Below are 25,539 nucleotides of genomic sequence, written 5' to 3' on the forward strand. Positions count from 1 at the left end.
TGTATGGTATATTAATCTCACTAAAACATAGTAAGGAGATTGGAAATGGAAAAAACTTTGGTTTTTGGACACAAAAATCCGGATACGGATACCATTTGTTCTGCAATTGCTTATGCTGCACTCAAAAAGGAATTGGGCTGGGATGCTGAGGCCGTTCGTCTGGGCGAGGTTAGTGGTGAAACGCAATTTGCGCTTGATCATTTCGGAGTCGCTGCTCCTCGTCTGGTAGAGAACGTAGCTGGTGAAGCAAATCAGGTTATTCTTGTTGACCATAACGAACGCCAACAAAGTGCGAATGACATTGATCAAGTGCGCGTGGTTGAAGTTATCGACCATCACCGGATCGCAAACTTTGAGACTGCACATCCGTTATACTATCGTGCTGAGCCAGTAGGCTGTACAGCTACTATTCTTAACAAGTTGTATAAAGAAAACGGAGTTGCTATTCCTAAAGAAATCGCCGGATTGATGCTGTCTGCGATCATTTCTGATTCCTTGCTGTTTAAATCACCAACTTGCACTGCGGAAGATGTAGCTGCAGCACGTGAGCTTGCTGAAATCGCTGGTGTAGATGCAGAAAGCTACGGTCTCGACATGCTGAAAGCTGGAGCTGATCTTAGCGACAAGAGTATCGCTCAACTGATTTCCTTAGATGCAAAGGAATTTAAAATGGGTGAATACAAAGTTGAAATCGCTCAAGTGAACGCGGTGGATATTAATGATGTTCTCTCCAAACAAGCTGAACTGGAAACTGCACTTACTTCCATTATTGCTGAAAAAGAATTGGATCTGTTTTTGTTTGTAGTTACAGATATCCTCAATAACGATTCTGTGTGTCTGGCTCTGGGTCGTGTTGCAGGTGCAGTAGAAACGGCGTACAATGTTAAGCTTGATGACAATAAAGCACTTCTCAGAGGTGTAGTATCCCGTAAATCGCAAATCGTTCCTGTTCTTACAGAAACAATTGCTAAGCTGTAACGCATTTTGACAATTGCACTCTATTCGGTGCAGTAGCATTCATATAAGAGCCACGTCATCCTTTGAAAGTTATAAGGGTGACGTGGTTCTTTTTGTTTTACGACACATTCTGCTACAATACTTTGAGAGGTAAGAGTAACAACCAACATCTGGAATATAACAAAGAGATAGGGGATATTAAGAATGGAATTGTTTACAGCATTGGAGCGGGACGATTACGAGGAACTGTTATTTTGTCAGGATAAAGCATCAGGATTAAAGGCAATCATCGCCATTCATGACACGACATTAGGGCCCGCACTGGGTGGAACACGGATGTGGACCTATGCTACAGAAGAGGAAGCGATTGTTGACGCGCTTCGATTAGCGAAAGGGATGACGTACAAAAATGCAGTATCCGGCCTAAATTTAGGCGGTGGGAAAACAGTAATTATAGGGGATCCCAAGAAGGATAAGAATGAAGCGATGTTCCGTGCTTTTGGAAGATACATACAGGGCTTGAATGGACGTTACATAACAGCCGAGGATGTTGGCACTACAGAAGAAGATATGAACATTATTTATCAGGAGACAGATTATGTTACAGGTACATCTCCTACTTATGGTTCCTCGGGTAATCCATCACCAGCTACGGCTTACGGCGTATACCAAGGGATGAAGGCAGCGGCCAAAGCAGCGTTTGGCAGTGATTCGCTCGAAGGAAAGACTGTAGCCGTTCAAGGCGTTGGGAATGTGGCTTTTTCGCTGTGTAAGCATCTTCATGAAGAGGGCGCTCAGCTTATCGTAACCGATATTCATAAAGAAGCTGTGGGGCGCGCAGTAGAGGCTTACGGCGCCAAAGCAGTCGATCCCGCAGATATTATCAGTACAGACTGTGATATCTATGCTCCATGCGCACTCGGAGCAACGATCAATGATGAGTCCCTCCGGGTAATTAAGGCGAAGGTGATCGCTGGCGCAGCCAACAATCAGTTAAAAGAGGCCTATCATGGCGATACTCTGCACGAAATGGGCATTGTATATGCTCCTGATTATGTGATTAATGCTGGTGGTGTTATTAATATTGCGGATGAACTGAATGGTTATAATAAGGAACGTGCGTTTAAGCAGGTTTCAAAAATTTACGATAACATCACCCGCGTGCTGGAAATCTCACGTCTAAATGGAATTCCTACTTCTGTTGCGGCAAATCAGCTTGCAGAGGAGCGGATTTCCTTATTAAGAAATACTCGTAGTACTTTCTTGCGTAACGGTCAACATGCTCTTAGCAGAAGATCACTACGGGGATAAGTTGCATAGGTACTTAAATTAGTCTTTCACAAGCAAAAACGCCGTTGGCGTCCTTTAAGGACGCCAACGGCGTTTTTGCTTATTATTGTACCTTTTGTGGTTCTGGGTAAGTGACGCCCAGAGTGTCGACGGTTACTTTCTTCATCACTGGTGGTTCTTCTGGACGATCTGAGCTGTCTGTTTTCAAGCCAACAATGGATTTAACCACGTCCATGCCTTCGGTAACTTTACCAAAAGCGGCATAGCTTCCATCTAGACTAGGATAAGCTGCATCCATAATAAAGAACTGGGAACCGGCAGAATCTGGAGCCTGTGATCTTGCCATGGACAGAACACCTTCCGTATGCAACAGGTTATTAGTAAATCCGTTTCCAGAGAATTCTCCAGCGATGCTATATCCTGGGCCACCCATACCGGTACCATCAGGGTCACCGCCCTGAATCATGAAGTCAGGGATCACTCTATGGAATATGGTGCCGTCATAAAATCCTTTTTGAATCAGTGAGATGAAGTTGTTAACAGTGTTAGGGGCAACTTCAGGATAAAGCTCGGCTTTGATGATGCCTCCGTTATCCATCTCAATAGTCACAATGGGGTGGCTTGCTGTAGCTGAAGGGAGTCCTTCGTTAGCGCCAGCATTTGTCTCGCTGCTTGCGTTATTTCCTGCTGCTCCACTGCTGCTTCCATTATTACTGCTGGCATTGTTATTGGTAGGCTTATTACCGCAACCTGCTGCAATAACCATCACCAGGCATAACATGACCATTAGGATAGCAGATCTTGCTCGTGTAGACTTCACTAATCAATCTCTCCTTTTTCTTGAATAATCTCGTAGGTACTTCTCATAATAACCTCTTTGTCCCTTTACATGCAAAGGTCAGTTATGACATGTGGGATTGGCACATTCTCAAAAGAGGTTTACAATAATAGGAATGTTTCCGCGAGAACATCAAGAAAGGATGTGTAGATCATGCGCTTTTCATGGAAACGGAACTTGATCGTGCTTTGGGTGGGTGTCTTTTTTTGTAGTACGGCGTATTCGATCTCTATTCCGTTCCTCTCTATTTTTTTGAGTGACGAGCTTGGGGTTACGAATCATTTGGAAATTTGGTCTGGGGTTAGTTTTGGCATAACCTTTCTAGCCAGCGCTTTAATTTCTCCCTACTGGGGTTCCCTCGCCGACAAATATGGTCGGAAGCCGATGCTTATTCGCTCGGGCTTCAGTTTGGCAGCCTTATATCTGATTAATTACTTCGTGCATGATCCTTACGTCTTTCTGCTCGTGCGCGTACTGCAAGGATTGCTTGCTGGATTTGTTCCGGCTGCGATAGCCATGGTGGCTACGAACACACCTGAGGATAAGACCGGTTATGCGCTGAGTATTATGTCTACAGCCGGAGCAACGGGCAGTATCATTGGTCCATTGATCGGCGGTGTAGTGAGCTTTTACACAAGCAATCGGGTTGCTTTTTTATTCTCAGCAGGTATTGTACTCGTTTCGGCACTTATCGCTACTTTTTTTGCTAAAGAAGAGAATTTTGACCGATCTGCTCCGAGGTCTCATGTAAGTGATGATATCAAGGAAGCGCGAAGCAATCGCGCATTTATGACTTTGCTATCGCTGGCGGGGATAAGCACCTTTTCTGTTATGATTCTGGAGCCGCTTATTCCGATACATCTGCTAGACATGGGAATCGCCAAAAGCAGCGCCTCGCTAAGCTCAGGAATTGTATTCTCCGCTGTGGGTATTGCTACTGTGCTAATGGCTCCTCAGTGGGGGAGAATCGGAAGCCGGAAGGGCTTCGGGATGATCTTGTTCATTGGATTAATCGGTGGAGGTATCGGTAATATTCTGCAATTCTTTGTTACAGGGTATGTAGAATTCGCCGTTCTTCGTTTTGCTTACGGCTTGTTCTATGCAGGTGTGCTTCCATCTGTAAATGCAATGATTGTACAAGTGATTGAGCCCGGGTTTCGCGGACGTGCTTTTGGTCTCAACCAAGCGGCATCTCAACTCGCGACAATGGCCGGGCCTATTATAGGCGGATTACTTGGGGCTTTTATCCAGATCCGCTGGGTGTTTGTGATCAATGGGGTGATGCTGCTTGTAGCAGCGGTATTGGTTAAGACCCGTAAGCTGGATTCCCAAATTGCAGCAGCGCGTTCAGTAGAATAACCGGCAGCTCAAGAGTAACCCTTACTGAGGAAAGTGCTCATATTGAAAAACAAATAAAGCCGCCGGATCCTAGCCCGGCGGCTTTATATAGTCTAATCTCCCTGTGATCCATTTAAGACGTCCGTTCCAGGCATGCCATCTACTGGTGGTGAAGCAGGGTCGATGATGGATCCAGGATACACCTCATCTGCATCAGGAATATCTTCCAATGGCGGATCCTCCTCTTCCAATTCTAGCAGCTCCTCGTCCTCAGCATTATCGCTACTTGTTAGTCCTGCCGTTTCAGCGGCGAGGAATGCATCGGATTCCAGTAAGTCATTTCTTTCGAGTGTTTCCTCAGGTTGGTTTAAACCAATATCCGCCGCCAAATATTTATCGCCAACCAACACGGGGTCGGCATCTTCATTGACAACATCCTCTACATCAATATCAGCTTGTATATAACGTTCATATGCAAAATCGGCTTCAGTTTTATTAGGTGTATCTTCCATAGCCGTTCACTCCCTCGGTAGGTTAAGATTTGGACTTCTCATATGTATCTTTACCCGATTGCCTATGATCGAATCGTTTTATAAATAATCAGGGAAATAACGCCGATAAATAACGTCTTTTTTCGAGAAAATTTACAAGAATAGGCAGGAATAGTGCGAAGGTTGTCGAAATTAAGAATCATATATGATCATTTAAACAACTAATGAATTACTGAGGTGCTACGATGAAGTTGCCAAAACCAAAGATAGCGGCTACTTTGCTATTATTTCTATTGCTAACAGCAATAGTGCCTTACGGTGCGGCGATAGTGAGTGCTGGATCATCAGACTCTGCGCTGCCAAGTTGGGAGATTAGATTTGGAAATACAGAAGCAGAGACTGTCGAAGAAGCTGTAGCAGCTTCAGATGATGAATGGATTCGCGTAACGCCTCATAATAACAAACCAGAGACGCCAAAAGGTACATCCTCAGCGTGGCTCCGGTTTTCTTTGCCGCAAATGAGCGAGAAATCCGCATTATTCATTAATAAGGTATATGGAAATAGCGTCAAAGCTTATGTGAATAACGCGTTAGTATATGATTCTGAGAATAAATACAATTTCAACGGCAGCAAAATTCTAATTCCTTTATCCACAGAAGATGGAGGGAAGGAACTATACATATGGACACACGGAGGAAGCAAGGATTTAGGAATAGAAGGCGAAATAAGGGTAGATCGCTACAGTGAGCTGTTGTCCATTTATGTGAAGCAGGGCTTAATGGATATCATCATTGGGATGACGTTTATCTTTATAGCTATTGTCCTGTTTATTTGTTCATTATTCTTGAGAAAAGGATTTTTTACGGCCGGATTTTTGTTGGTGTTAATTCTCTTATCCATTGGGGTCATAGTGGTTACGTATTCTTCGTTTTTGCCAATTATCCTTGGGGATTATGGGAAAGTCGTGCTTGTTTTCTTTGATTTAGCCTTGTATACCTTATTGCCATCCTTAACATTTTATTTTGAGAAAATATTCGGTTCAGGGAAAAAGCAAATCGTCACCCGATTCCGTAAGTTTCAATTGGTTTATTCTATATTCTGTCTTTCACTAATGGTTATTAATATCCTTCTTTCTTATCAGCTGGAAGACTTTTATAGATTGATGACTGCTAACGTTCTAGGCATCTTTATGATTGTGCAAATTATATTGCTGTTAAGCTTAGCGTTTATTCATACTTATCGCGGCAATAGGGATGCTATTGTTTTTACTACAGGTTTTACAATCTTTGCATTTATATCTCTTGTCGAATTGATCGTATACTACATATCCAGAGAATCCTATCAATTATATTGGTGGAAGTGGGGGATGATGGTTTTCGTATTATCCTTAATCGTCATTCTGGGGAGAAGGTTTACGAGAAACCATGAACAACTCGTTGAATATTCTCGTAAGCTTGAGACGTTTAATAATGATTTACAGCGTTCCGAGAAAATGGAGATTATAAGTGAATTGGCAGCTTCTGTAGCGCATGAGGTACGGAATCCTTTACAGGTAACCCGTGGTTTCCTTCAGATCCTAGGAGAACGCTCAGATTATAAGGAGAGGGAATATATGCAGATGGCTATCGCAGAACTGGATAGAGCTACGGTTATTATCTCAGACTTCCTTACCTTTGCTAAGCCAGGGCTAGAGACCATTGAGAGGCTTGATGTATCCGAGGAGTTACGGCATGTGTCGGGTATTCTCGCTCCGCTTGCGAATTTGCAAGGGGGAGTCATTGAACTCAACCTGCAGTCGGAACTCTGCGTGATTGGATCATCTGCCAAATTTAAACAAGCGTTTATTAATATTATAAAAAATAGCATCGAAGCTTTGCAGGATAATGGACTTATTAGAGTTACGGCCTGGAAATCCGAAGCCCATGTAATGATTAGTGTACGTGATAATGGAGAAGGGATGAATGGTAGTGAACTGGCCCGATTGGGTGAGCCTTATTACTCTAATAAAACAAAAGGAACAGGACTTGGACTTATGGTAACCTTCCGAATAATTGAGGCGATGGAAGGGACAACTGAGTTTCAAAGTGAGAAGGGGGAAGGAACGGAGATTATCATTAAATTGCCAACGGCTAGAAAAAATTAGGAGAATTTAATGATTATTCCGTTTTTTAGAAGGAAAGGGTAGCATAGTGAGCGAAGTAGTAACACACAGAATATTGTTTCTGAAACTTCCTTCTGAGGTGCCTATATGCGCTTGATGGTTAGAATATTCCACATTACAATCACCCTTTCACTCCTCTTGATAGGTTGTGGCTCTATTATTGTATCGGCAGCGAACCCAAATTCATCTCAAGAAATTACAAAGTGGCAAATGAAATGGGTGGATGAAACAGGAAATGCAGGACAAGAGATTCCTTGGAGTGAAGGCCAGCAAAGCTGGATGAACGTAGATTCTAAGAAGGAACTCCCAGAGTTACCTTCAGGAGTATCCTCTTCTTGGACCCGCATTTCCTTACCCGATTTAAGTTATGTGTCTCCTTCGGTGTATATCGATACTTTATATGCTCTTCATGTGAAAGTGTATGTGGAGGATCGTTTGATCTTCGAGGAAAATCGTAAATATATCAAGGATAACTATTCTTTGCTGTTGCCTTTAAGTAAAGAAGATAACGGGAAAACACTATATATCTGGACAGAAACCATGCAAGACAGAATTGGAATTAAAAAAAGTGTAATGATCGGTGAACATAGTCAATTAATTAATGAATATATTGAGAATGGACTAAGTGATGTGATTTTGGGCTGCGCTTTTTTTCTGGTGGCTATCGTTCTATTTATAAGTGCTCTATACATAAACAGAGATTATTTCTCCAGTGTTGCTTCACTAGCAGTGGTTATAGCGGCTACCGGAATCCTTTCTATAACCTACTCCCCCTTCATCTATACCTTTTACAATAAATTGGGGCCAATTAGTAACGTTTGCCTAGACTTAGCCCTTTTTTCACTTCTCCCAGCGCTTACCTTTTTATTTGAGAAATTATTCGGTAGTGGTAAATTCAGTATCATTCGAAAATTTCGTCAATTTCAAGTGCTTTACTCTTCTTTTTGTTTGTTATGTCTTATAATCAATCTCCTATCAAATAATCGCTATATTGAGTTCTATTATTTTATTTCTACCACCATTATAGGGTTTATCCTTATCCTCCAATTCATCCTGCTGATCGCATGTGTGGTTATGTTCTCTCTTAAAGGAAATAAAGATGCTATTGTGTTTGCCATTGGATTTGGAACCGCTGCGTTTACTGTAGTTGCAGAGCTATTATGGTATTACATCCAAAAAGGGAATTATGATTTGTTCTTGTGGAAGTGGGGGCTGGTTGCTTTCATTATTTCCTTGATCGTAATTCTGGAACGAAGATTAGCCTATAACCATCAACAGGTTGTTAATTACTCTAGAGAACTAGAGCGTTTCAACAATGAATTGGAGCGTTCGGAAAAAATGGAGATCATTAGCGAGCTTGCTGCATCCGTAGCTCATGAAGTAAGAAACCCACTACAAGTCACCCGGGGATTTCTTCAGCTGCTTAGCGAGAAATCCATTAACGAAGAGCAAATTTATATGTCAATGGCCCTAAGTGAACTAGATCGTGCATCCAATATTATTACAGATTTCTTAACCTTTGCTAAACCAGAATTTGAGACGATCTCTAGTCTGAATTTATATGATGAATTCAAGCATATTGAGAGTATTATGCAGCCCCTGTGTCACATCAATGGAGGGAAAATGATTCTGGATGTATCCGGCCAATTATGGGTAAAAGGAAATTCCTCGAAATTTAAGCAGGCGTTCATTAACATTATCAAGAACAGCATTGAATCATTCAGTGAAGAAGGGTTCATTTATATGTCGGTGTACGGTGAAGATAATAAAGTGATTATTCACATCAAAGATAACGGGGAAGGAATGGACCCTGATGTTCTGCATCGACTCGGAGAACCATATTTCACCAAGAAAAATAAAGGAACAGGTTTAGGTTTGATGGTCACCTTCCGCATCATTGAAACTATGCAAGGTGAAGTAAGATTTACAAGCAAAAAAGGAGTAGGAACCGAATCCATTACCATACTGCCATTGGCAGAAGCTCCGGATGATTCCTACTCCCTATGAGGTTAATCCTGCTGTCTTACCAAGAACCGCGTGGTGCTGCGGTTGCTTTCAATACATCTGATGATGGACTTGGTGGGATTACAAGATAGAATTCATTTGAACCTTCTTCAACGGCTTTCAAGGTAACGCTGTCGGGAATGATTACGCCTAGCGCTTCTTGGAGAGCTGCTTTTGGATCTGCGAGTAGTCTTTGCTTAAAACTTGGATCTTCCCATGCCTTTTGAATGACTTGATTTCTAAGAACTGCTTCTGACATAATAATCACCCTTTCCAAAATGTATATATTTACCTTTAATAATATAACATAGCAATTGTGCTAAATCTATTCTTTTTATTACAAAATAATAGATTTATTGTATATTTTTTGACAAATAGTAAAACAAGCCTCCACCTTGTAAAAGCTGCTTTTCTGCTTCTATAGAATCTGAGATCTGTTGTAAGTTCGTCACCAACATGGAGTGGAATGCTAGGAGATGAGGTATATCTAAGCTGGAAGCCATTACTTTGCGATGCGTATCCTGCGCTAGCTCAGTATAGGTACGTAGTCCGTTTGCTGTAAACAGGAAGAATTCGACCTCTTTTGATGTGAGTGTGGTTGCTTTATCAGTGGATAGATAGCTTCGTGTGAGTGAGAGGAGACAATTATAGCTGCCTTCTGATAAATCTTGGTTCCAGTCTTCATAGTCGTCAAGCATTTGCAGTGTAAGTAGAACAGAGTCGATCATTTCCTCAGACTGCGGTACAAGAGAATCCTTACCAGATAGCAGAAGGGCAGCGGTACTGGATAGTTTGAGCGGACTGGCTTTATAAGGGACCTTGATCCGATCATTAAGAAAATAATCACTGGTGGTTTCATTACTAACACTGTCTGCCCATTGAGCGATATAACGATTGAACGATGTCCAGAAAGAGGAGTCATTCGGAAATAAAAGTCTGTAGATATTCAAAAATTCAACATAGAGTAGGTTCGCTAAAGGTAATCTTTCGTATGTAGAGGATTCTTTGCTGTCCATCAGGTCATCCTGTATGAAAAAATATAGCATGAAGAAGACATTGCCCATCGACATTTGACGGGTAATTTCTGCTGAGAGCCCACAGCTTTTCTGAAGCCAAAAGGGTAATAGATAACATATGTAATTTTTGTGGCTTTCCGCATTGAATACGTTAAAATGTTCAAGATAGGACATGCCTTGTGAATTTAGAGGCTCAGGAAATTCGGAGATAATCTTTCTACTTTCTTGAAATACTAAGCGGAGTTCTTCTTCGTAATCATTTAGCCAATCCATTGCATCCCTCCTACAATAAAATTGCAAAAAACTGGTTCTTTCGCCCTGATTATATCCTTCTCTTTATTCCATTACAACTAAAATTTAGGAGGTTCAAGGACGAATGGAGTGCTTTACTTTTGGACAAATGCTTATGACTATTCGAATGGGGCAAAAGGCTGAAACGCCAGACGGCCGCATTGTGATGCGTACCTCTGCGGGACTTATTTGGACCAATGGGATATTGAATGGAAAAACAGTAGAAATCAAAGATTATTTGTTCTCTGATCTGTGGCAAATCTATGAGGATGAGGAAAGCATGAAAGAGGGAATCGGCAGAGAAAAGCATGAAAAGCGGGAGCGGGAAATGCTTGAAAATCAATATGAAGAGCTGCGCTTAGCGAGTCGGAAACGTTGAATTCAACGTTCGACTCGCCAATTGCAGCTATGAAAAGGAAATTACTTCGATTTCAATGCTTCGTATTGACCTCTAAGACGTAGAAGTCTCCAAATACTTTGATCTAAGCCACCGATTCGGTTGCGCTCGGTCCACAATAGACGATATTGATGAAGAAGAACATTCAAATCATTGATTTGCTCCGTAATCAGATTAGGGTCAATCGAATCTGGCGCGGATGCCAGCTGCAGTTTAATTCTTCCAAGCTGCACAGCGTGCTTCACAAAATGGATTCCGTTACTCAGTTCCTTAAGAACAAGATCAGCATCATCACATTGAAGATCAAGCCCCGAGAGACGTGCCTCGATAGAGAGCATGTATTCTTCAAGATTGTTGAAATGCTCTTCGGTAAGCTTCTCTACAATTAACAAATTGTCGAGATTAGTACGAAGAAGCAGGGACATTTCCGTATCATTTGAACGAATAATCTCGGATTCAAGCTGATAGTAATTGCCGAGATCAAGGAGTAGTTGACCAATACCCTCGGAACGATCCGCGAAGATGAATGTATTTAAATATTTTGCAGTGTCTACATCTAGATTGTTATCTACATTCCAGGAAAGCGCAGCACCATAAACATATCCAGTGTAGCTGATTGGGAGATGCTGCCAATGCCCATGATCACCCCAATCGGTAATGAGATAGCCGATAGAACCATTATTTTTGCCATGAATAGCTGCACTACGCAGATTGGCAAACATATTGTCGCTACGCCCTGTAATGGAGTTCCATGAGCTGGTACCTGGGCAGACATAGAAAGGAATGCCTGCTTCACGGAATTTGAGGGTATCGGACTCAAAAGGATGTTCCGCACTGTAACCCCATTCCATAGCAATAATATCTTTAGGTAGGTGAGGGATCAGTTCGGGATGTTGGATAATAATATCACCCCAGAATTGCATCGTCTTGCCGCGTTTCGTAACAAGCTCATAAATCTTCTGAAGAAAAGATAAATAGATCTGACCTTTACCTTGTGATTCAGCCAGCGCTTTGCTTTTGCCAAGACCAAGCTCATACGTCTCATCACAGCCTACATTAAATTGATTAGAGGAGAAGTATGGAAGCAGATCGTCGAACATTTTTTCTAGCAGAGGGAGCACGGCAGGATCTTCGGTATCAAACGTACCGGGATGCATAAATAGTCCTTCTGGATATACATCTCCCATGTACAATTCCTTGGGAAGCATAAATCCCTCTGGAATTTCAGCTAAAGCATTGAATTCAGGACGGGAAAGCCAGCCTTCCATATGTCCAAAGCTGTTCTGGTTTGGAACAAGCTCAATATAACGCGCCTTACAGTAGGCATCTAGAAGCAAGATTTCCTCTCCTGTGATTGGAGTCTCAAGCTCCCACACTTGAGGGAAAGATTCGTACGCGAACGGCGTACCTTCTATATATAGCTGAAGCTGGTTCATCTTTAGATCGGCCATAAGGTCAATGATTCGGTACAAGGTTTCTTGCTTTGGAATTTTATTGCGGCTGATATCAACGGTTATCCCTCTAGCTCCAAAATCAGGTTCATCGCGAATATGCAGATGAGGAATAGATCTGCCGCTTTGTTCAATGATTTGTTTCAGAGTGGCTACTGCGTAGAAGGCACCGACAGGTGAGCTATAGGAGACAACGATACCGCTCTGATCAACAACTATTTCGTATGCCTGCTCAGATAATGACGGCACATAGCTAAAGATACAAGCGGATACGACCGTTGGACGTGTGCCAATAGATAAGGTCAAATGAAGATTTAAGGCTTGTTTAATCACAGCTTGCAGCTTTTGTGCAGCAGGCATTGAACTTTCCTCTCCCGTACTAGGAAGCACAATGCTTCCGCTTATTGGGAAACGGTATGAGCCCTGTGACAATGTGAATTCACGCGGATTAGGCAGAAGCAGTAGTGTAGAATGATTAAGCATAGCGTGGACACCTCTTATTCATGTAGAATATGATCAACTTCACAATAACCTTATCACTACTAAACAGAGGGGGGAATGTCTATAATGTCCAAGCGCATGGATTATATGATCAGTCCATATCCAATACGAATTATTGATCCGAAGGTTGAGTCCTCTAAGCTGAAGCTTAAAAATATTAGAGTAGGACAAGCCGGCCATTTGCCTGGAAGAACGTTATTCCGTTCAGGCGTAGTTTTTGAACACTGGGCTATTGTTTACATAGTATCAGGTGGTGGCACCTATATGGAGACTTCAGGTAAAGAACAGCAGGTGCGTGAAGGTAGCTTATTCTTTTTTCGCCCAGGATACAGTTACAATTTCGGTCCACCACCTGGAGGGAGCTGGGATGAGTATTATATTAATTTTAATGGGACACGTGTATCGGAATGGCTGGAGTCGGGTCTAATCTCTGGCGGGAATGTGTTCCAAGCGAATTCGATCATGGGTCTTTCGACCTTATTTGAAGAGGTATTACAACGAATGGAGAGTGGAGAACCTGCAGATGCGGATCGGGCCTCACTACTCGTTGAAAGGATGCTATTGGAGTGTTCTTTTATAATAGAAGAAAAAAGTTGGAATGCTCAGGCAGATTATATGCGTCAGATTCGGGAGGACCTGAATTTATGCATTTATGGTGAAATGGACCTAGAGCAAATTGCGGCAAAACATCATATCTCGATGTCTACCCTTCGTCGTCTTGTTCGGCGTAGTAGCGGGTATCCGCTTCATGAATATATTCACCGTCTTAAAATGGCTGAGGCCAAAAAGCTGCTTCTCAACACCTCATTACAAGTAAAAGAAATATCGGGCATGCTTCATTATAATGATCCATTCTATTTTTCACGTTTATTTAAAAAGTATATGGGGATTGCGCCACAGCTTTGTCGTAGTAACATTTAAATCGACATCATACTACTAGAGTCCCAATGAGAATTGTTATAATTGTATAATTGTTGTCGTTTTATAAGATATGTTGAAAATTATGGGTTAATATTACATAAATACGTTAGTTCTTAATAACTATAGTGGATAAAATGACAAATTTTAGGTATAAAACCTTCTAAAAAAATAATAAATTTTTTGTAACTATTTTTCAAATGGAAGCGCAAACATGGAAGATGTCAACTTGTTATTGTGATTTTTCTCATGTATGATGCTTTTATCGAGCACAGTACAATCTCGCATTTTCCAAAAAAACTGGAGAATAGGGTGGTGGGATGAAAATCAAACCAACTGCAGAAGACAAACTGATTGAGTATTACAGGTACTTCTCTTTGTCCCTCACATCGCTCATGTATCTTCTAGATAAAACGGGACCTTCCGTAATTTATAAATCCCTTGTTATAGCCATACTCTTTCTGTTTGCACAAACGTTCTCATTTTTTTATCGGAGGTTACGAAGCAGGCCAAAGACTCTCTTCCTAGCTGTTAGTATAGAGATGGTGGGAATTATTGCATTGACCTTGTTTACCGGTGGGTACGAGAGTTCCTTTAGGCTCTATGTGCTAAACCCTGTATTGATTGCTGCGGGCTCATTGTCCATTTATTTTGGATGGTCGCTGCTTTTAAGTTACATCAGTATTTTTGCGGTGCTCTGTTATTTTTTTATCAATTCTGCGAACAAAACTTTTTTGGAAATTGTATTTGTAAATGGGAATCTGTTTCTAACACTGGTACTTACGGTTATAATAATGCAGATCGTTAATCGGATGAAGCGGCAACGTGAAGAATCGAATGCTCGCACGAAAGAGACGATGGAGCATATCAAATCGCTGTACCATATCGTGGAAACCTCAAGCCAACATGATTTCATGAATATCGGTCAAGTGATCACCGATTATGTTGTTAAGCTAACGAAGCTAGATAAGGCTTTGTTTTGGTTCGCCAAGAAAAGCGGAGAACCAGCACCGCAGAGCAGGCAGACCGGCTGGCAGCAGGAAGAGGAACAGTTCTTATTCTCAGAACTGGGCAAACATGAACATGAATGGAGATTGCAGCGAGAGCCTATTTTTAGAAATCTTCCGGGATTAGGAGATTTCCTGCTGATGCCTGTACGGATGAGCACCCGATTTGTAGGGATGATTGGACTCAAGCTGGAGTCTACAGAGGGGCTGGAAGGCCGCAGATGGTATATTCAACAATTGATATTCTTATCTGAGCTAAGTGCGAATATTCTTGAAAGGCATGAGCTTGGTGTGATTGAGAACCGGTTGATCATCACGAACGAACAGAACCGGATTGCGGATGAAATGCACGACAGTGTATCCCAAAGCCTTTTTGGTATTGTGTATGCGACGCATTCGCTGAAGGAATCGTGGAAGAGAATGTCAGATCATGAGCTAGAAGAACAAATTGAGCTTATTCATGACTCTGCTACAAAGGTTGCTAAAGAACTGCGGATCACGATCTACAGTCTTAGCTCCAAGAAGAGTGGCGGGCCTACATGGCTCGGTATGGTAAGATCACATTTGAAGAGCTTATCCAGATTAAATGATGTTGATATTGAATTAAAAATAACGGGAGATGATTTCAGTCTCCCTTATCCTTACCACAAGGCGCTTTTTCGAATTATCTCCGAAGCCACTGGTAATGCCATCAGGCATGGTGCTGCCAGTCGAGTGGATGTAGAACTGTCTCTGAAGCCGACTTGGATTCGATTATTGATTTGTGATAATGGTGTTGGTTTTGATACTGATTTGTTATGGATTGAATCCGAAGATAGTGCGAGTGGGCTTGGCATGAAGAATATGCAATATTTGACGCAGTCGCTAGGTGGCGACTTCCAGCTGTCCAGTAATGAAAATATGGGAACGAGAATCTTGATTTCCATTCCTGTGGGTGTAGCTGAATTAAAGAATGCATAAACTTTAGGGCGGGAGGTCGTTTCTAATGAAAATCGTCATTGTAGATGATCATCCTCTAGTTAGAAGAGGGCTGGCATCCGTTATTTCGATGCAACCGAATGTGAAGTTTGCTGGAGAGGCGACGAACGGCCAAGAAGCGCTTCTTGTGATTGAGGAGACGCAGCCTGACCTTGTACTCATTGATCTTAAGCTAGCGGATGAATCAGGACTTGATGTCATCAAGAAAGCGCGTGCTCGTGGAATCGTTAGTAAGTTTATTCTGCTGACATCATCTGCAAGCAGAGAGGATTTTCTGAAAGCTGAGGAAGTGCTGGTAGACGGATATGTACTGAAAGAGGCATTGCCAGAAGAGTTACTATTTGCTATCCAGTTGGTCCATAAAGGAAGAAAGTATTATGATCCTGGTCTGATGGAAGATAAGATGCGAATGAGTGAAAGCAGTCCGACAGATGAATTGACCCCGAAAGAGAAGGAAGTCTTAATCGAACTAGGACAGGGCGCTTGCAACAGAGAAATTGCCTCACGTCTTTTTATTAGTGAATTTACAGTGAAAAAGCATGTCAGTCAGATTTTAGCGAAATTACAGGTGGCAGATCGTACACAGGCAGCGCTTTACGCAAATGCTGTCGGATTGACCAAATATGAAATGTCTTATGAGTGAAAGTTGAACTAATTTATAAGCATTGTACATAAACACGGACTCGATGTCCGTGTTTTTTTGTGCGTCAAAACTTAAATTAGCCCTAAATATGGCGCTAAAGTATACCTCACCCCCCTCTTAAGGAGTACAACGTCTTACTCCAAAGTGAAGAGGAAAGTGATGATATGAGCCATGTGGCGAATGGTGTGGATTGATAGAATTAAAGCAACAACTGAAACTTTCATGAATGCTTTCAGAATGTAATTTTAGCGGAAGGAGGGTTACTGTGGAAAAGACGATTCTGGATTACATTAACCTGATTAAAAAAAGGTTTTGGCTCATCATGGTGTTCGTTTTGATCTCCTGTGCTACGACTTACTACGTTAGTAAAAACTTCGTTGAACCCGTCTATTCCGCTTCCGGACAGCTGCTTGTCAACAATATTGCCAAGGCTCCCGAGAGCAACAATCTTAACGATTTGAGCTTTAGCCTGAATTTAATTGAGAGTTACAAGGAAATTATGAAATCACCGACCATCATGAAAAGCGTAATAGAAAATCACCCGGAGTTTGGTCTGACGGCTGATGAACTAAGTCAGAAGCTTGAGATTAAAACTTCAGAGAAGAGCCAGGTGATCAACCTCAATGTTCAGGATGAAAACTACACCAAAGCTGCCGGGATCGTAAATGCGGTTTCGCAGACATTCATTCGTGAATTGCCATCGCTGATGAGGGTAGACAATGTGACCTTGCTGACACCGGCCGATCCGACTGATGTTCCAGGGCCCTCGAACGGCGGGTTTGCGATGAATCTCATCATCAGCTTTGTTGTATCGCTTATGGCAGCCCTAGGAATTATTTTGCTGATGGAAACTCTTAACGGCACATTAAGGTCTGAAAAGGAAGCGGAATATGACCTTGGTCTACCGGTAATTGCTTCGATCGCAACCATTCGTAAACGCGATTTGGGTAAGGCAGCAGGCGGCAACACAAGAGTGAAGGAGGGTGCTTATGTTGCGGCTAAATAAGAGTCTGGTTACGGACGTTAATCCATCCTCGCATATCTCGGAATCGTTCCGATCGCTACGCACATATATACGCCAGCTTGGAATAGCGCAGGGTAGCGGAGGAAAAGTGCTACTCTTTACGTCAGCAGAAGCTGGAGCAGGCAAGACGACGATTTTGTCAAATCTAGCGGTGTCTTTCGTCCAGGATGGCAAGAAGGTAGCGGTGGTGGACTGCAATCTGCGACATCCCGGTCTTCATACAGTGTTTGAAGTAGAGGGTAGTGACGGGCTTGCGGCTTATTTAAGTGGGCAAGAGGAAGCGGATAACATCGCTGTCCTCGGAAATTTGGCCAATCTTTCGGTCATCCCGGCGGGTAAAACGCATGTTAGTCCGCCGGATTTGCTGGGCAACCCTAAAATGACCGCTTTGCTTGAGGAACTAAAAGAAAACTACGATCTGATCCTGCTGGATTCTCCTTCGGCAGTCGATTTCAGTGATGCTCGTATATTGGCACCTCAAGCGGACGGCGTGATCCTGGTGGCCAGATACGGAAAGTCCAAACGGGAATCGATCCGCAAAGCGAAGACGCTGCTTGAACAGACCGGCTCTAATCTAATCGGAATTGCCATGAACCAGGCGAAGTAAATGTTTATGCTTTCGAAGTAAGTTTTGCTCGAAGTCAAATCATTGAAGCTAATGCTTACAAAACTTTTAGGAGGTAAAGTGCGATGAAAAAGGTAAAAAAAGTAATCATACCCGCGGCAGGACTAGGTACGCGCTTTCTTCCTGCAACGAAAGCCATGCCTAAAGAAATGCTTCCGATTATCAATAAACCAACCATTCAATACATTGTGGAGGAAGCTATTGCTTCCGGTATTGAAGATATCATCATTGTTACTGGTAAAGGTAAAAGGGCCATTGAGGATCATTTTGACAATGCGTTTGAGCTGGAGTCTAGGCTTCTGGAAGATGGAAAGCTGGATCTGCTTAAAGAGGTTCAGCGTTCAGCCAAGGTAGAAATTCACTATATCCGCCAGAAAGAACCGAAGGGTCTGGGGCATGCCGTATGGTGTGCAAGACGGTTTATCGGAGATGAGCCATTCGGTGTCATGCTAGGCGATGATATCGTCACAGGAGCCGTACCTTGCCTTAAGCAGCTGATCGATCAATATGAAGAAACACAAAACTCGGTTATCGGAGTTCAAGAGATTCCTGATGAATTCACGAATCGCTACGGTATTATTGAACCGGATTTGCAGGACGGTAAATTGTATCGGGTTAACAATTTTGTAGAGAAGCCGCCACTAGGTACGGCACCTTCTAATCTGGCGATCATGGGCCGTTATGTGTTTACTCCAAAGATCTTTAAGTATCTCGATTTGATGGAAGAAGGCGCTGGCGGAGAGATCCAGTTGACAGATGCCATTCAGAAGCTGAATCAGAGCGAACGGGTATATGCCTATAATTTTGACGGAACAAGATATGATGTCGGCGAGCGGCTTGGATATATTTTGACAACACTTGAATTTGCACTGCAGAGCGAAGATTTGCGCTATCCGGTGATGGATGCAATGGCGGAATGGCTGAATAAAATGGGACAAACCAGCTTGAGTAGTTAAGTTGAGTTCGCAAAATTTTAGATGAGGAGGATGAGCATGCAAAAACTGCCGGAAGACTACGAGGCGGTCCTGCCGAAACTTTACATGCTGCATACCGATGAGAGAAGGAAAGAAGCGGAGTCCTATTTGATAATGAAACGGATGATCGATATCTTTTTTTCCGCTCTTGGTCTTCTCGTGTTAATGCCATTATTTGTTGTCGTGGCGATTCTGATCAAGCTGGAGGATCCGAAAGGAAAGGTGTTCTTTCGGCAAAATCGGGTTGGGAAGAATGAAAAGCAGTTCCCGATGTATAAGTTCAGATCCATGGTTAGTAACGCTGAAGAGTTAAAAGAAAACCTGATGGCCTATAACGAAGTGAGCGGTGCCATGTTCAAGATTAAGAACGATCCGCGGATCACACAGATAGGGAGATTCCTGCGCAAGACGAGCATCGATGAGCTGCCTCAGCTGTGGAATGTGCTGATAGGTCAAATGAGTCTGGTCGGTCCTCGTCCTCCGCTGCCAGAAGAGGTGGCTCAGTATACGGAATATGACAAACAGCGTTTGACGGTTACTCCAGGTTGTACCGGATATTGGCAAGTAAATGCCCGAAACAGTGTCGGCTTCGACGAAATGGTACAGCTGGACTTAACCTACATCCATATTCGGAGCACCATGCTGGATCTAAAAATCATTGCTAAAACCGGACTGATGTTACTCGGTTCAAAAGATGCTTATTAATAATGTGGAAATTAGGTGAATGCCGATGCGTGAATACGGAGACGTTCCTAAGCTTTCCATTATCATCTGTACCTACAACAGAGCACCTTTATTGATCAAGACGCTTCAGTCACTTTTAAAGCTGGATCACTTAGAGCAGGCGGAGATCATTGTTGTGGATAACTGTTCCAAGGATGATACTGAAGCTTGCGTCAAAAAGTTTATAGGAAAGCATGGAGCTGATATGGATATCCGCTACATGATGGAACCTATGCAGGGGCTTTCAGCGGCTAGAAATACAGGAATTCTGGCTTCCAAATCGCCGCTGATTGCCTTTCTCGATGATGATGCGATACCTTGCCAGCGTTGGATAACAACGATTGTCAGTACTTTCGAGAGTAAACCGGAGGTCATGGCTATGGGAGGCAAAATCGCTCCGATATTCGAAAGTAAACGTCCGGACTGGTTGATTAAACCCTTTGAGCTTCCGTATACGATTGTTGATTTAGGTAGCCGGATTAAGGAATATCCCAAGCAACTTCATCCTTGTGGGGCCAATATGGCGATGCGGAAGCTCGTATTCGACATCAGTCTTTTTCCCCTGGATCTCGGAAGAAAGGGTGATTCTCTACTCTCCGGTGAAGAGACCTGGTTATTCGGACAGATTCAAAAAGAAGGGCATTCCATCCTCTATCATCCGGAAATGGCGGTTGACCATTTCGTTCCGGCGGCCCGTTTGACGGAAGACTGGATTATGAGGCGCTATTATAGCCAAGGTATCTCTAACGCTATGAAAAGCGAAGGACTAAAAGGCAAGCTGCTTCTAGTGGGAAAGACAGCCGCTAAGCTCGTGTATATCCTGGCTGATTCGATCCTCTCAAGAAGTAAAGGAAGAAGGCTTTTGAACAAATGCAGGCTGGAGAGTATTCGTGGAACGCTTCATATGATTCTCAATCGGGAGAGGCATTCCGCAGCGGGGTGAGGGATTAACATGACAAATTTTGAGTGGGGCTCCAAATTAAATGTTTTGCCATACGGGATGCTCTATCTCATGTCGGCCCTGTTCTTTGGAACGGCGGTCATCTACCAGCCGATGATTGCGATAGCTGCCGTGCTTCTGATTATTTTGCTGGGAATCTCGATTTCACGGCCTGAACTGATCAGTTATTTCGTTCTAATCACGACGGCAATATCGATTAACTTTTTATATGATGGCAGCATGTTCGGAATGGAGATACTGTCCCTTTATAAATTGGTTATCGTGATGCTGCTTGTTCCTTGTATTCTGGTCAATGGTTTGCGGTTTCGTCTGAGTCACCCCTTGTGGGCAATGGTAGCGCTGCTGGTGATTACCTTTGGATCTTCGATCTGGCTGCCGGAAATGACCTCATCCATTGCAGTTAAAGCTTTTATCGGTCTATCCATTCCATTCGTATTTTTATTAATCAATTGGAAAAAGAATGTAGCTGAGCTGCAAATCAAAATTATCTGTATGCTTCCCCTTGTTAGTGTAGTGGTTGGTTTGTTGCTGCAGCTTGCGCATGTTCATAATTTTCTCAACATCGAGTATACAGGCGCTGTACGGATTCAGGGGGCTAATATTCCTGCGCATCTAGCGATGCTGGCCTTTATGGGAGTAGCGATTCCATTTATAGAGGTGAAGCGGAATCCGCAGCAAGCACGCTTTTTCTATATCATGTTAGTTCTAAATTTCTTTATCTTGATTGGAACAGGAACAAGAGGGCCAATATTGGCACTTGGACTTACCGTTCTCTATTACTTTTATGATATTCTCCGCCAATATTTGAAGGGCAGAACCTATCTGCTAATTCCGTTGATGGGTGCATTTTTCCTGATTATGGTCGCCGTCTTCTGGCAGCTCGATAATTTTGAGAAACGTTCCTTTGAGAGACAGACAGATACGGCTGTAGATTTATCAGGAAGGTCGGAGGCATGGGAGTATTTCTTGAACAAAGCTGCAGATTCTCCTTGGTCTGGTAGAGGGCTTGGTGCGGTTACGGTAGCAAATGATGGAACATTGTACAAAGGTTTTGTGGTTCCGCACAACGAGTATATCCGCTTTTACTTCGATGGGGGATATATTGGCGCTATTCTGTTGATGTTCTCTTTATTGGCTGTGTTTATTCTGGTGTACAGAGCATTGGCTTCACCGATCAAACCTTATTATCTGTTATTTATTGCAGCGTTTTTAATCTACTCATTCTCCGATAACACGCTGTCGACGGTCCAATTTATTATTCCGTTCTGTTGGTACCTGAACTGCCTGTATCGATCTTCACAGCCAACCGATTCCCCACAAAAAGAAGTGATACGATGAATCAAGTGAATATGTTCGATGTCAATTTTGATAACTATGATTTCATGGATTTGCTTGATTACATTGATAAAACCATTCAGGAGAGGAATCAGTCTTATATCCTCACTTGCAATGTAGATCATGTAATCAAGCTTCGTAAGGATAAAGAATTTCAAACGGTATATTCGAAGGCAGGCGCAGTTGTTGCTGACGGAATGCCACTGATCTGGGCATCCAAAATGCTAGGCAAGCCGCTTAAGCAGAAGGTATCCGGCGCGGATCTATTTAATCGATTGGGCAACGCCTTTGAGCAAAGGAAGTACCGGCTGTTCTTCTTAGGCTCAGCTGAAGGCGTGGCGGAACGGGCAGCAATGAATCTAAAAACAGCGCATCCCGGAATAAATGTGGTTGGCTGTTATTCTCCATCCTATGGATTCGAGCACAATGAGGAGGAGAATGAACGCATTATAGAAATGCTTACAGAGTGCCAGCCAGATATCGTGTTTGTTGGTGTAGGAGCGCCTAAGCAAGAAAAGTGGATTTATCGCCACTATACCTCTTATCAAGCTCCGATATCGATCGGAGTGGGAGCGACCTTTGATTTTCTGTCAGGCTCAGTGAAACGAGCACCTAGCTTCATGCAAAAAACAGGGTTCGAATGGTTCTGGCGGCTTAGCCAGGAGCCGGGCCGGCTCTGGAAAAGATATCTTGTGGATGATGCACAATTTCTACTTTTATTACTTAAGGAACTGCGTAAGCGGGATAAGGTGAAGGAAGGAGGCTTGGAATGAGTGTATTTACGCCCCCATCACTTAGGTTCATCAAGACAGCTGGATTAATAGGGGGGACTACTGCTGCAGGTGTCTCTCTTCCGCTGATCATCGGCTTCTCCAGTGCGATGCTGAGTTCAACGAACAGTCTGCAGGGAGCCATTCTCTCAGCCATCCTATTCCCGGCTTTCTTGTTAGCCATACTTAGACCGAAAATGCTGGTTGCTTATACCTTGCTAATCTGGGCCGTAGCTCCAGAGCTGCGCCGCATTGCTGACTGGTCAGAAGGAGTGTATCACTCTGTATCCTTGCTGAGTTTAGCTCCCTTGTTAACCGGTGTAACCTTGATCATTCCGCTGCTGAAGGAGATTCATAATATTCAAAAAGCCTCCACGCGGATCATGTTAATGTTCGCAGTAGCGCTGGGTTATGGTGCTTTAATCGGTTTGGCTAAGAATGGCATGGGCTCAGTTTATGACTTAGCAAATTATATTGTGCCACTGCTGTTATTGCCGTACTTTGCCGTTACAAAGTTCAGGCCAAAGGATATCGATCGATTGCTTACCGCTTTTGCCAATATTGCTGTCCTAGTTGCCATTTACGGGATTGTTCAGTATTTGACGGTGCCACCTTGGGATGTGTTCTGGATGAAACATGCGGACATGATGTCCATCGGAAATCCATATCCATTGGAAATTCGAGTGTTCTCTACGCTGAATTCGCCCGGACCGGCTGCAACCTTCTTAGCGTTTGCTTTAGTTCCGATGATACTGGAGAAAAAATGGCGGGGAACATTGCGCTGGATCGGCGTGCTGCTGGTTGTAATCTGCCTGCTGACTACTTTAGTACGCGCGGCATGGCTGATTCTTCTGGTGATGTTGCTCATGTACATTGGAACATCTCCCTCTAAGGGGAAATGGAAAACTTTGATCCAATTAGTTTTTGTGGCTGCTGCGTTGTTCTGGGTTGTGCCGAAATTGCCTGGCGCCGAAGGACTGGTTGCTCGGGTAGAGACACTTTCTTCTGTTCAGGAAGATCACTCTTATAATGAACGGCTAAGCTTATGGCAAAACATGCTGCCGATGGTCGCCGCCAATCCAGTAGGTCAGGGAATCGGTAGTGTAGGCCAAGGGACTAAGCTTGGTAATGACGGCGAGCTTGGAGAGTACGGAATTATGGATAACGGAGTTATCGCCTTACTGCTTACCTTTGGTATTCTGGGTGCTGTTTTCTTCTTCGGAGCTTTAGGCGCAGTTGTCAAACAGATATTCGCTAGAGTAATCAGCAGGGACCAATTGCAGCCATACGCCCGACTTGCTCTTGCTACTTGGACCGGTGCGATAGTCAGTTTGGTATCAGATAATGGGTTTCCCGGACTCAAGGGATACTTAATCTGGATGCTGATCGGTCTTGGCCTCAGCGCAAGGGAGATTACACAAAGTAGAAGGAAGGGAACACCGTATGCAGCAGTTGAATGCAAAATCTCTCCCCGCTAGAACAATCTGGTCATCTTTTAGATTGTTCGCGAAGAGTAAGGACAACAGCTCGGCAGCCGTGAAGACAATGTTTGTCAGTGTCATGATCCTACTGATTAACATGTTAACGGGTGTACTGACCGCCCGTTATCTTGGACCGACAGGACGTGGGGAACAGACGGCAATGATTAACTGGTCACAGTTTCTGGCCTTTAGCATGAGCTTTGGGATTCCATCAGCTCTAATCTATAACGCTAAGAAAAACCCGGATGATGCCGGAGTGCTTTATCGTATGGCATTGCTGCTCGGTACCATTTTTGGGGTCATAGCGATGATTATTGGTATCGTGGTCTTGCCTTATTGGCTGAAATCCTTCAGTCCGGAGGTCGTGACCTTTGCTCAGTGGTCTATGATTCTGTGTCCGATTATAGTGATCTCTCAAATTAACAATGCAGCTTTTCAATTCAGAGGTGAATACAAGAGGTTTAATTGGATTCGCTATCTAGTGCCGTTGCTTACACTGACGATGATCGGGATATTGATCGCGCTGGATCAGATGAATCCTTTTACAACTGCAGTTGCCTATCTCCTTCCTGGAGCGCCGCTATTTATCGGAATGACGTTTTCCTTGCTTCGCACCTATAAGGTGAAGATGAGAGGGGCCTTTCAGAGTTTAAAAAGATTGTTTACTTACGGACTTGGTTCCTACGGCAATGACTTGCTTGGAAATTTCTCTACCTATATCGATCAGATCGTAATTGCCGGTTTGTTAAGACCTGCTGATCTGGGGCTGTATGTAGTGGCTGTGAGTCTATCACGAATGGTTAATTTTTTCTCAAGCTCAATTACGATCGTGTTGTTTCCTAAGGCTTCTGAGCTGTCCAAAGAACAAGCAGTTGAGTTAACATTCAAAGCCTTTCGAATAAGTACGACTTTCACCATGCTTGGCGGAGTAGTCCTGATGCTCTTAGCCCCTTTAGTAATTCCGTTGATGTACGGCAAAGACTTCAATGCGGCATTAACCGTGTTTCGCTTGTTGCTCCTTGAAGTGACTATTAGCGGGGGGACGATCATTCTGGCGCAGGCCTTTATGGCGCTAGGGAAGCCGAAAATTGTTTCGATGCTTCAAGGTTTTGGCTTACTCTTGGTTATCCCAATGTTGTTCCTGCTCATCCCTAAGTTTGGCTTACTCGGAGCAGGGATAGCGATGCTGTCATCAGCAATCCTGCGATTCTTCTTCATTGTTCTCAATATAAAGTACACCTTAAAAGTTAAACTACCCCGGCTGCTCATTACCCGGGAGGACATCCAGTGGATGAAGACGACGATGAATTCTTACATTCGCAAGAAACCGATGGATATGAATGGATAATGCGAAAGACAAAGGA

The 25,539-nt window shown here is 43.3% G+C and carries 23 protein-coding genes; 18 read left to right on the top strand and 5 right to left on the bottom strand.

The genetic code is table 11. From position 1 onward, the window contains the following. Window positions 1–45: 45 nt before the first annotated feature. Together NYE25_RS25595 and NYE25_RS25600 are read left to right on the top strand one after the other, a co-directional pair. Window positions 46–978: a manganese-dependent inorganic pyrophosphatase gene (locus NYE25_RS25595; RefSeq protein WP_341147171.1), complete on the top strand. Its 933-nt coding sequence runs from the start codon at window positions 46–48 to the stop codon at window positions 976–978. A 183-nt stretch (window positions 979–1,161) separates the two neighbouring features. Then, window positions 1,162–2,268, top strand: a complete 1,107-nt coding sequence (locus NYE25_RS25600) for a Glu/Leu/Phe/Val family dehydrogenase (RefSeq protein ID WP_341147172.1) — start codon at window positions 1,162–1,164, stop codon at window positions 2,266–2,268. 82 nt (window positions 2,269–2,350) lie between these two features. Here NYE25_RS25600 and NYE25_RS25605 read toward each other — a convergent pair whose 3' ends face one another. Then, window positions 2,351–3,034, bottom strand: coding sequence for a peptidylprolyl isomerase (locus tag NYE25_RS25605; RefSeq protein WP_076299216.1), 684 nt, complete (start codon window positions 3,032–3,034; stop codon window positions 2,351–2,353). Between the two features lie 204 nt (window positions 3,035–3,238). On the opposite strand from NYE25_RS25605, the gene NYE25_RS25610 reads away from it, so the two are divergent. Continuing rightward, window positions 3,239–4,444 (top strand): MFS transporter, encoded by a 1,206-nt coding sequence (locus tag NYE25_RS25610; protein ID WP_341147173.1) that lies wholly within the window; start codon window positions 3,239–3,241, stop codon window positions 4,442–4,444. A gap of 92 nt (window positions 4,445–4,536) precedes the next feature. On the opposite strand, the gene NYE25_RS25615 is transcribed toward NYE25_RS25610, so the two are convergent. Beyond that, entirely contained in the window at window positions 4,537–4,935 is a 399-nt protein-coding gene (locus NYE25_RS25615) for a hypothetical protein (RefSeq protein ID WP_339800753.1), read from the bottom strand. Window positions 4,936–5,159: 224 nt separating this feature from the next. Between NYE25_RS25615 and NYE25_RS25620 the strand changes: the two genes are divergently transcribed. Both NYE25_RS25620 and NYE25_RS25625 read left to right on the top strand, forming a co-directional pair. Then, window positions 5,160–7,058, top strand: coding sequence for an ATP-binding protein (locus NYE25_RS25620; RefSeq protein ID WP_341147174.1), 1,899 nt, complete (start codon window positions 5,160–5,162; stop codon window positions 7,056–7,058). Window positions 7,059–7,172: 114 nt separating this feature from the next. Continuing rightward, window positions 7,173–9,083 (top strand): HAMP domain-containing sensor histidine kinase, encoded by a 1,911-nt coding sequence (locus tag NYE25_RS25625; RefSeq protein WP_341147784.1) that lies wholly within the window; start codon window positions 7,173–7,175, stop codon window positions 9,081–9,083. Between the two features lie 16 nt (window positions 9,084–9,099). Here NYE25_RS25625 and NYE25_RS25630 read toward each other — a convergent pair whose 3' ends face one another. Next, the gene (locus NYE25_RS25630; RefSeq protein WP_170880314.1) at window positions 9,100–9,339 is read right to left on the bottom strand and encodes an NHLP leader peptide family RiPP precursor; all 240 of its coding nucleotides are present in this window, start codon (window positions 9,337–9,339) and stop codon (window positions 9,100–9,102) included. A gap of 94 nt (window positions 9,340–9,433) precedes the next feature. Then, window positions 9,434–10,369 (bottom strand): hypothetical protein, encoded by a 936-nt coding sequence (locus NYE25_RS25635; RefSeq protein ID WP_341147175.1) that lies wholly within the window; start codon window positions 10,367–10,369, stop codon window positions 9,434–9,436. A gap of 103 nt (window positions 10,370–10,472) precedes the next feature. Between NYE25_RS25635 and NYE25_RS25640 the strand changes: the two genes are divergently transcribed. Next, window positions 10,473–10,766, top strand: a complete 294-nt coding sequence (locus tag NYE25_RS25640) for a hypothetical protein (protein ID WP_341147176.1) — start codon at window positions 10,473–10,475, stop codon at window positions 10,764–10,766. Between the two features lie 41 nt (window positions 10,767–10,807). Here the strand turns inward: NYE25_RS25640 and NYE25_RS25645 are convergent, their stop codons facing one another. Further along, window positions 10,808–12,718: a family 20 glycosylhydrolase gene (locus tag NYE25_RS25645; protein WP_341147177.1), complete on the bottom strand. Its 1,911-nt coding sequence runs from the start codon at window positions 12,716–12,718 to the stop codon at window positions 10,808–10,810. Window positions 12,719–12,802: 84 nt separating this feature from the next. On the opposite strand from NYE25_RS25645, the gene NYE25_RS25650 reads away from it, so the two are divergent. The 12 genes from NYE25_RS25650 to NYE25_RS25705 all read left to right on the top strand — a co-directional run bounded on the left by NYE25_RS25650 (window position 12,803) and on the right by NYE25_RS25705 (window position 25,523). Then, window positions 12,803–13,657: an AraC family transcriptional regulator gene (locus NYE25_RS25650; RefSeq protein ID WP_341147178.1), complete on the top strand. Its 855-nt coding sequence runs from the start codon at window positions 12,803–12,805 to the stop codon at window positions 13,655–13,657. Between the two features lie 317 nt (window positions 13,658–13,974). Further along, window positions 13,975–15,621, top strand: coding sequence for a sensor histidine kinase (locus NYE25_RS25655; RefSeq protein WP_341147179.1), 1,647 nt, complete (start codon window positions 13,975–13,977; stop codon window positions 15,619–15,621). 25 nt (window positions 15,622–15,646) lie between these two features. Next, window positions 15,647–16,282 carry a response regulator gene (locus tag NYE25_RS25660; RefSeq protein WP_042185164.1) on the top strand — a complete coding sequence of 212 codons (636 nt, stop codon included), beginning with the start codon at window positions 15,647–15,649 and terminating at the stop codon, window positions 16,280–16,282. 265 nt (window positions 16,283–16,547) lie between these two features. Then, complete coding sequence (locus NYE25_RS25665; RefSeq protein ID WP_076283895.1) at window positions 16,548–17,288, top strand: YveK family protein; 741 nt, start codon at window positions 16,548–16,550, stop codon at window positions 17,286–17,288. Next, the gene (locus tag NYE25_RS25670) at window positions 17,272–17,913 is read left to right on the top strand and encodes a CpsD/CapB family tyrosine-protein kinase (protein ID WP_042185169.1); all 642 of its coding nucleotides are present in this window, start codon (window positions 17,272–17,274) and stop codon (window positions 17,911–17,913) included. Before NYE25_RS25665 ends, NYE25_RS25670 begins: the two co-directional genes overlap by 17 nt. 83 nt (window positions 17,914–17,996) lie before the next feature. Next, the gene (galU, locus tag NYE25_RS25675; protein WP_042185171.1) at window positions 17,997–18,887 is read left to right on the top strand and encodes a UTP--glucose-1-phosphate uridylyltransferase GalU; all 891 of its coding nucleotides are present in this window, start codon (window positions 17,997–17,999) and stop codon (window positions 18,885–18,887) included. A 30-nt stretch (window positions 18,888–18,917) separates the two neighbouring features. Further along, a complete protein-coding gene (locus tag NYE25_RS25680; protein ID WP_042124430.1) occupies window positions 18,918–19,610 on the top strand; it encodes a sugar transferase in 693 nt (230 codons plus the stop codon). 25 nt (window positions 19,611–19,635) lie between these two features. After that, window positions 19,636–20,571: a glycosyltransferase gene (locus NYE25_RS25685; RefSeq protein ID WP_042185173.1), complete on the top strand. Its 936-nt coding sequence runs from the start codon at window positions 19,636–19,638 to the stop codon at window positions 20,569–20,571. A gap of 9 nt (window positions 20,572–20,580) precedes the next feature. Next, window positions 20,581–21,927 carry an O-antigen ligase family protein gene (locus tag NYE25_RS25690; protein WP_149646462.1) on the top strand — a complete coding sequence of 449 codons (1,347 nt, stop codon included), beginning with the start codon at window positions 20,581–20,583 and terminating at the stop codon, window positions 21,925–21,927. After that, window positions 21,924–22,697 (top strand): WecB/TagA/CpsF family glycosyltransferase, encoded by a 774-nt coding sequence (locus NYE25_RS25695; protein ID WP_042124436.1) that lies wholly within the window; start codon window positions 21,924–21,926, stop codon window positions 22,695–22,697. The genes NYE25_RS25690 and NYE25_RS25695 overlap by 4 nt, the downstream gene beginning before the upstream one ends. After that, window positions 22,694–24,172: an O-antigen ligase family protein gene (locus NYE25_RS25700; RefSeq protein WP_341147180.1), complete on the top strand. Its 1,479-nt coding sequence runs from the start codon at window positions 22,694–22,696 to the stop codon at window positions 24,170–24,172. Before NYE25_RS25695 ends, NYE25_RS25700 begins: the two co-directional genes overlap by 4 nt. Beyond that, window positions 24,138–25,523, top strand: a complete 1,386-nt coding sequence (locus tag NYE25_RS25705; RefSeq protein WP_341147181.1) for an oligosaccharide flippase family protein — start codon at window positions 24,138–24,140, stop codon at window positions 25,521–25,523. The genes NYE25_RS25700 and NYE25_RS25705 overlap by 35 nt, the downstream gene beginning before the upstream one ends. Window positions 25,524–25,539 lie beyond the last annotated feature (16 nt).

The organism is Paenibacillus sp. FSL E2-8871 (genome assembly GCF_038000345.1).
Taxonomy (GTDB): domain Bacteria; phylum Bacillota; class Bacilli; order Paenibacillales; family Paenibacillaceae; genus Paenibacillus_AQ.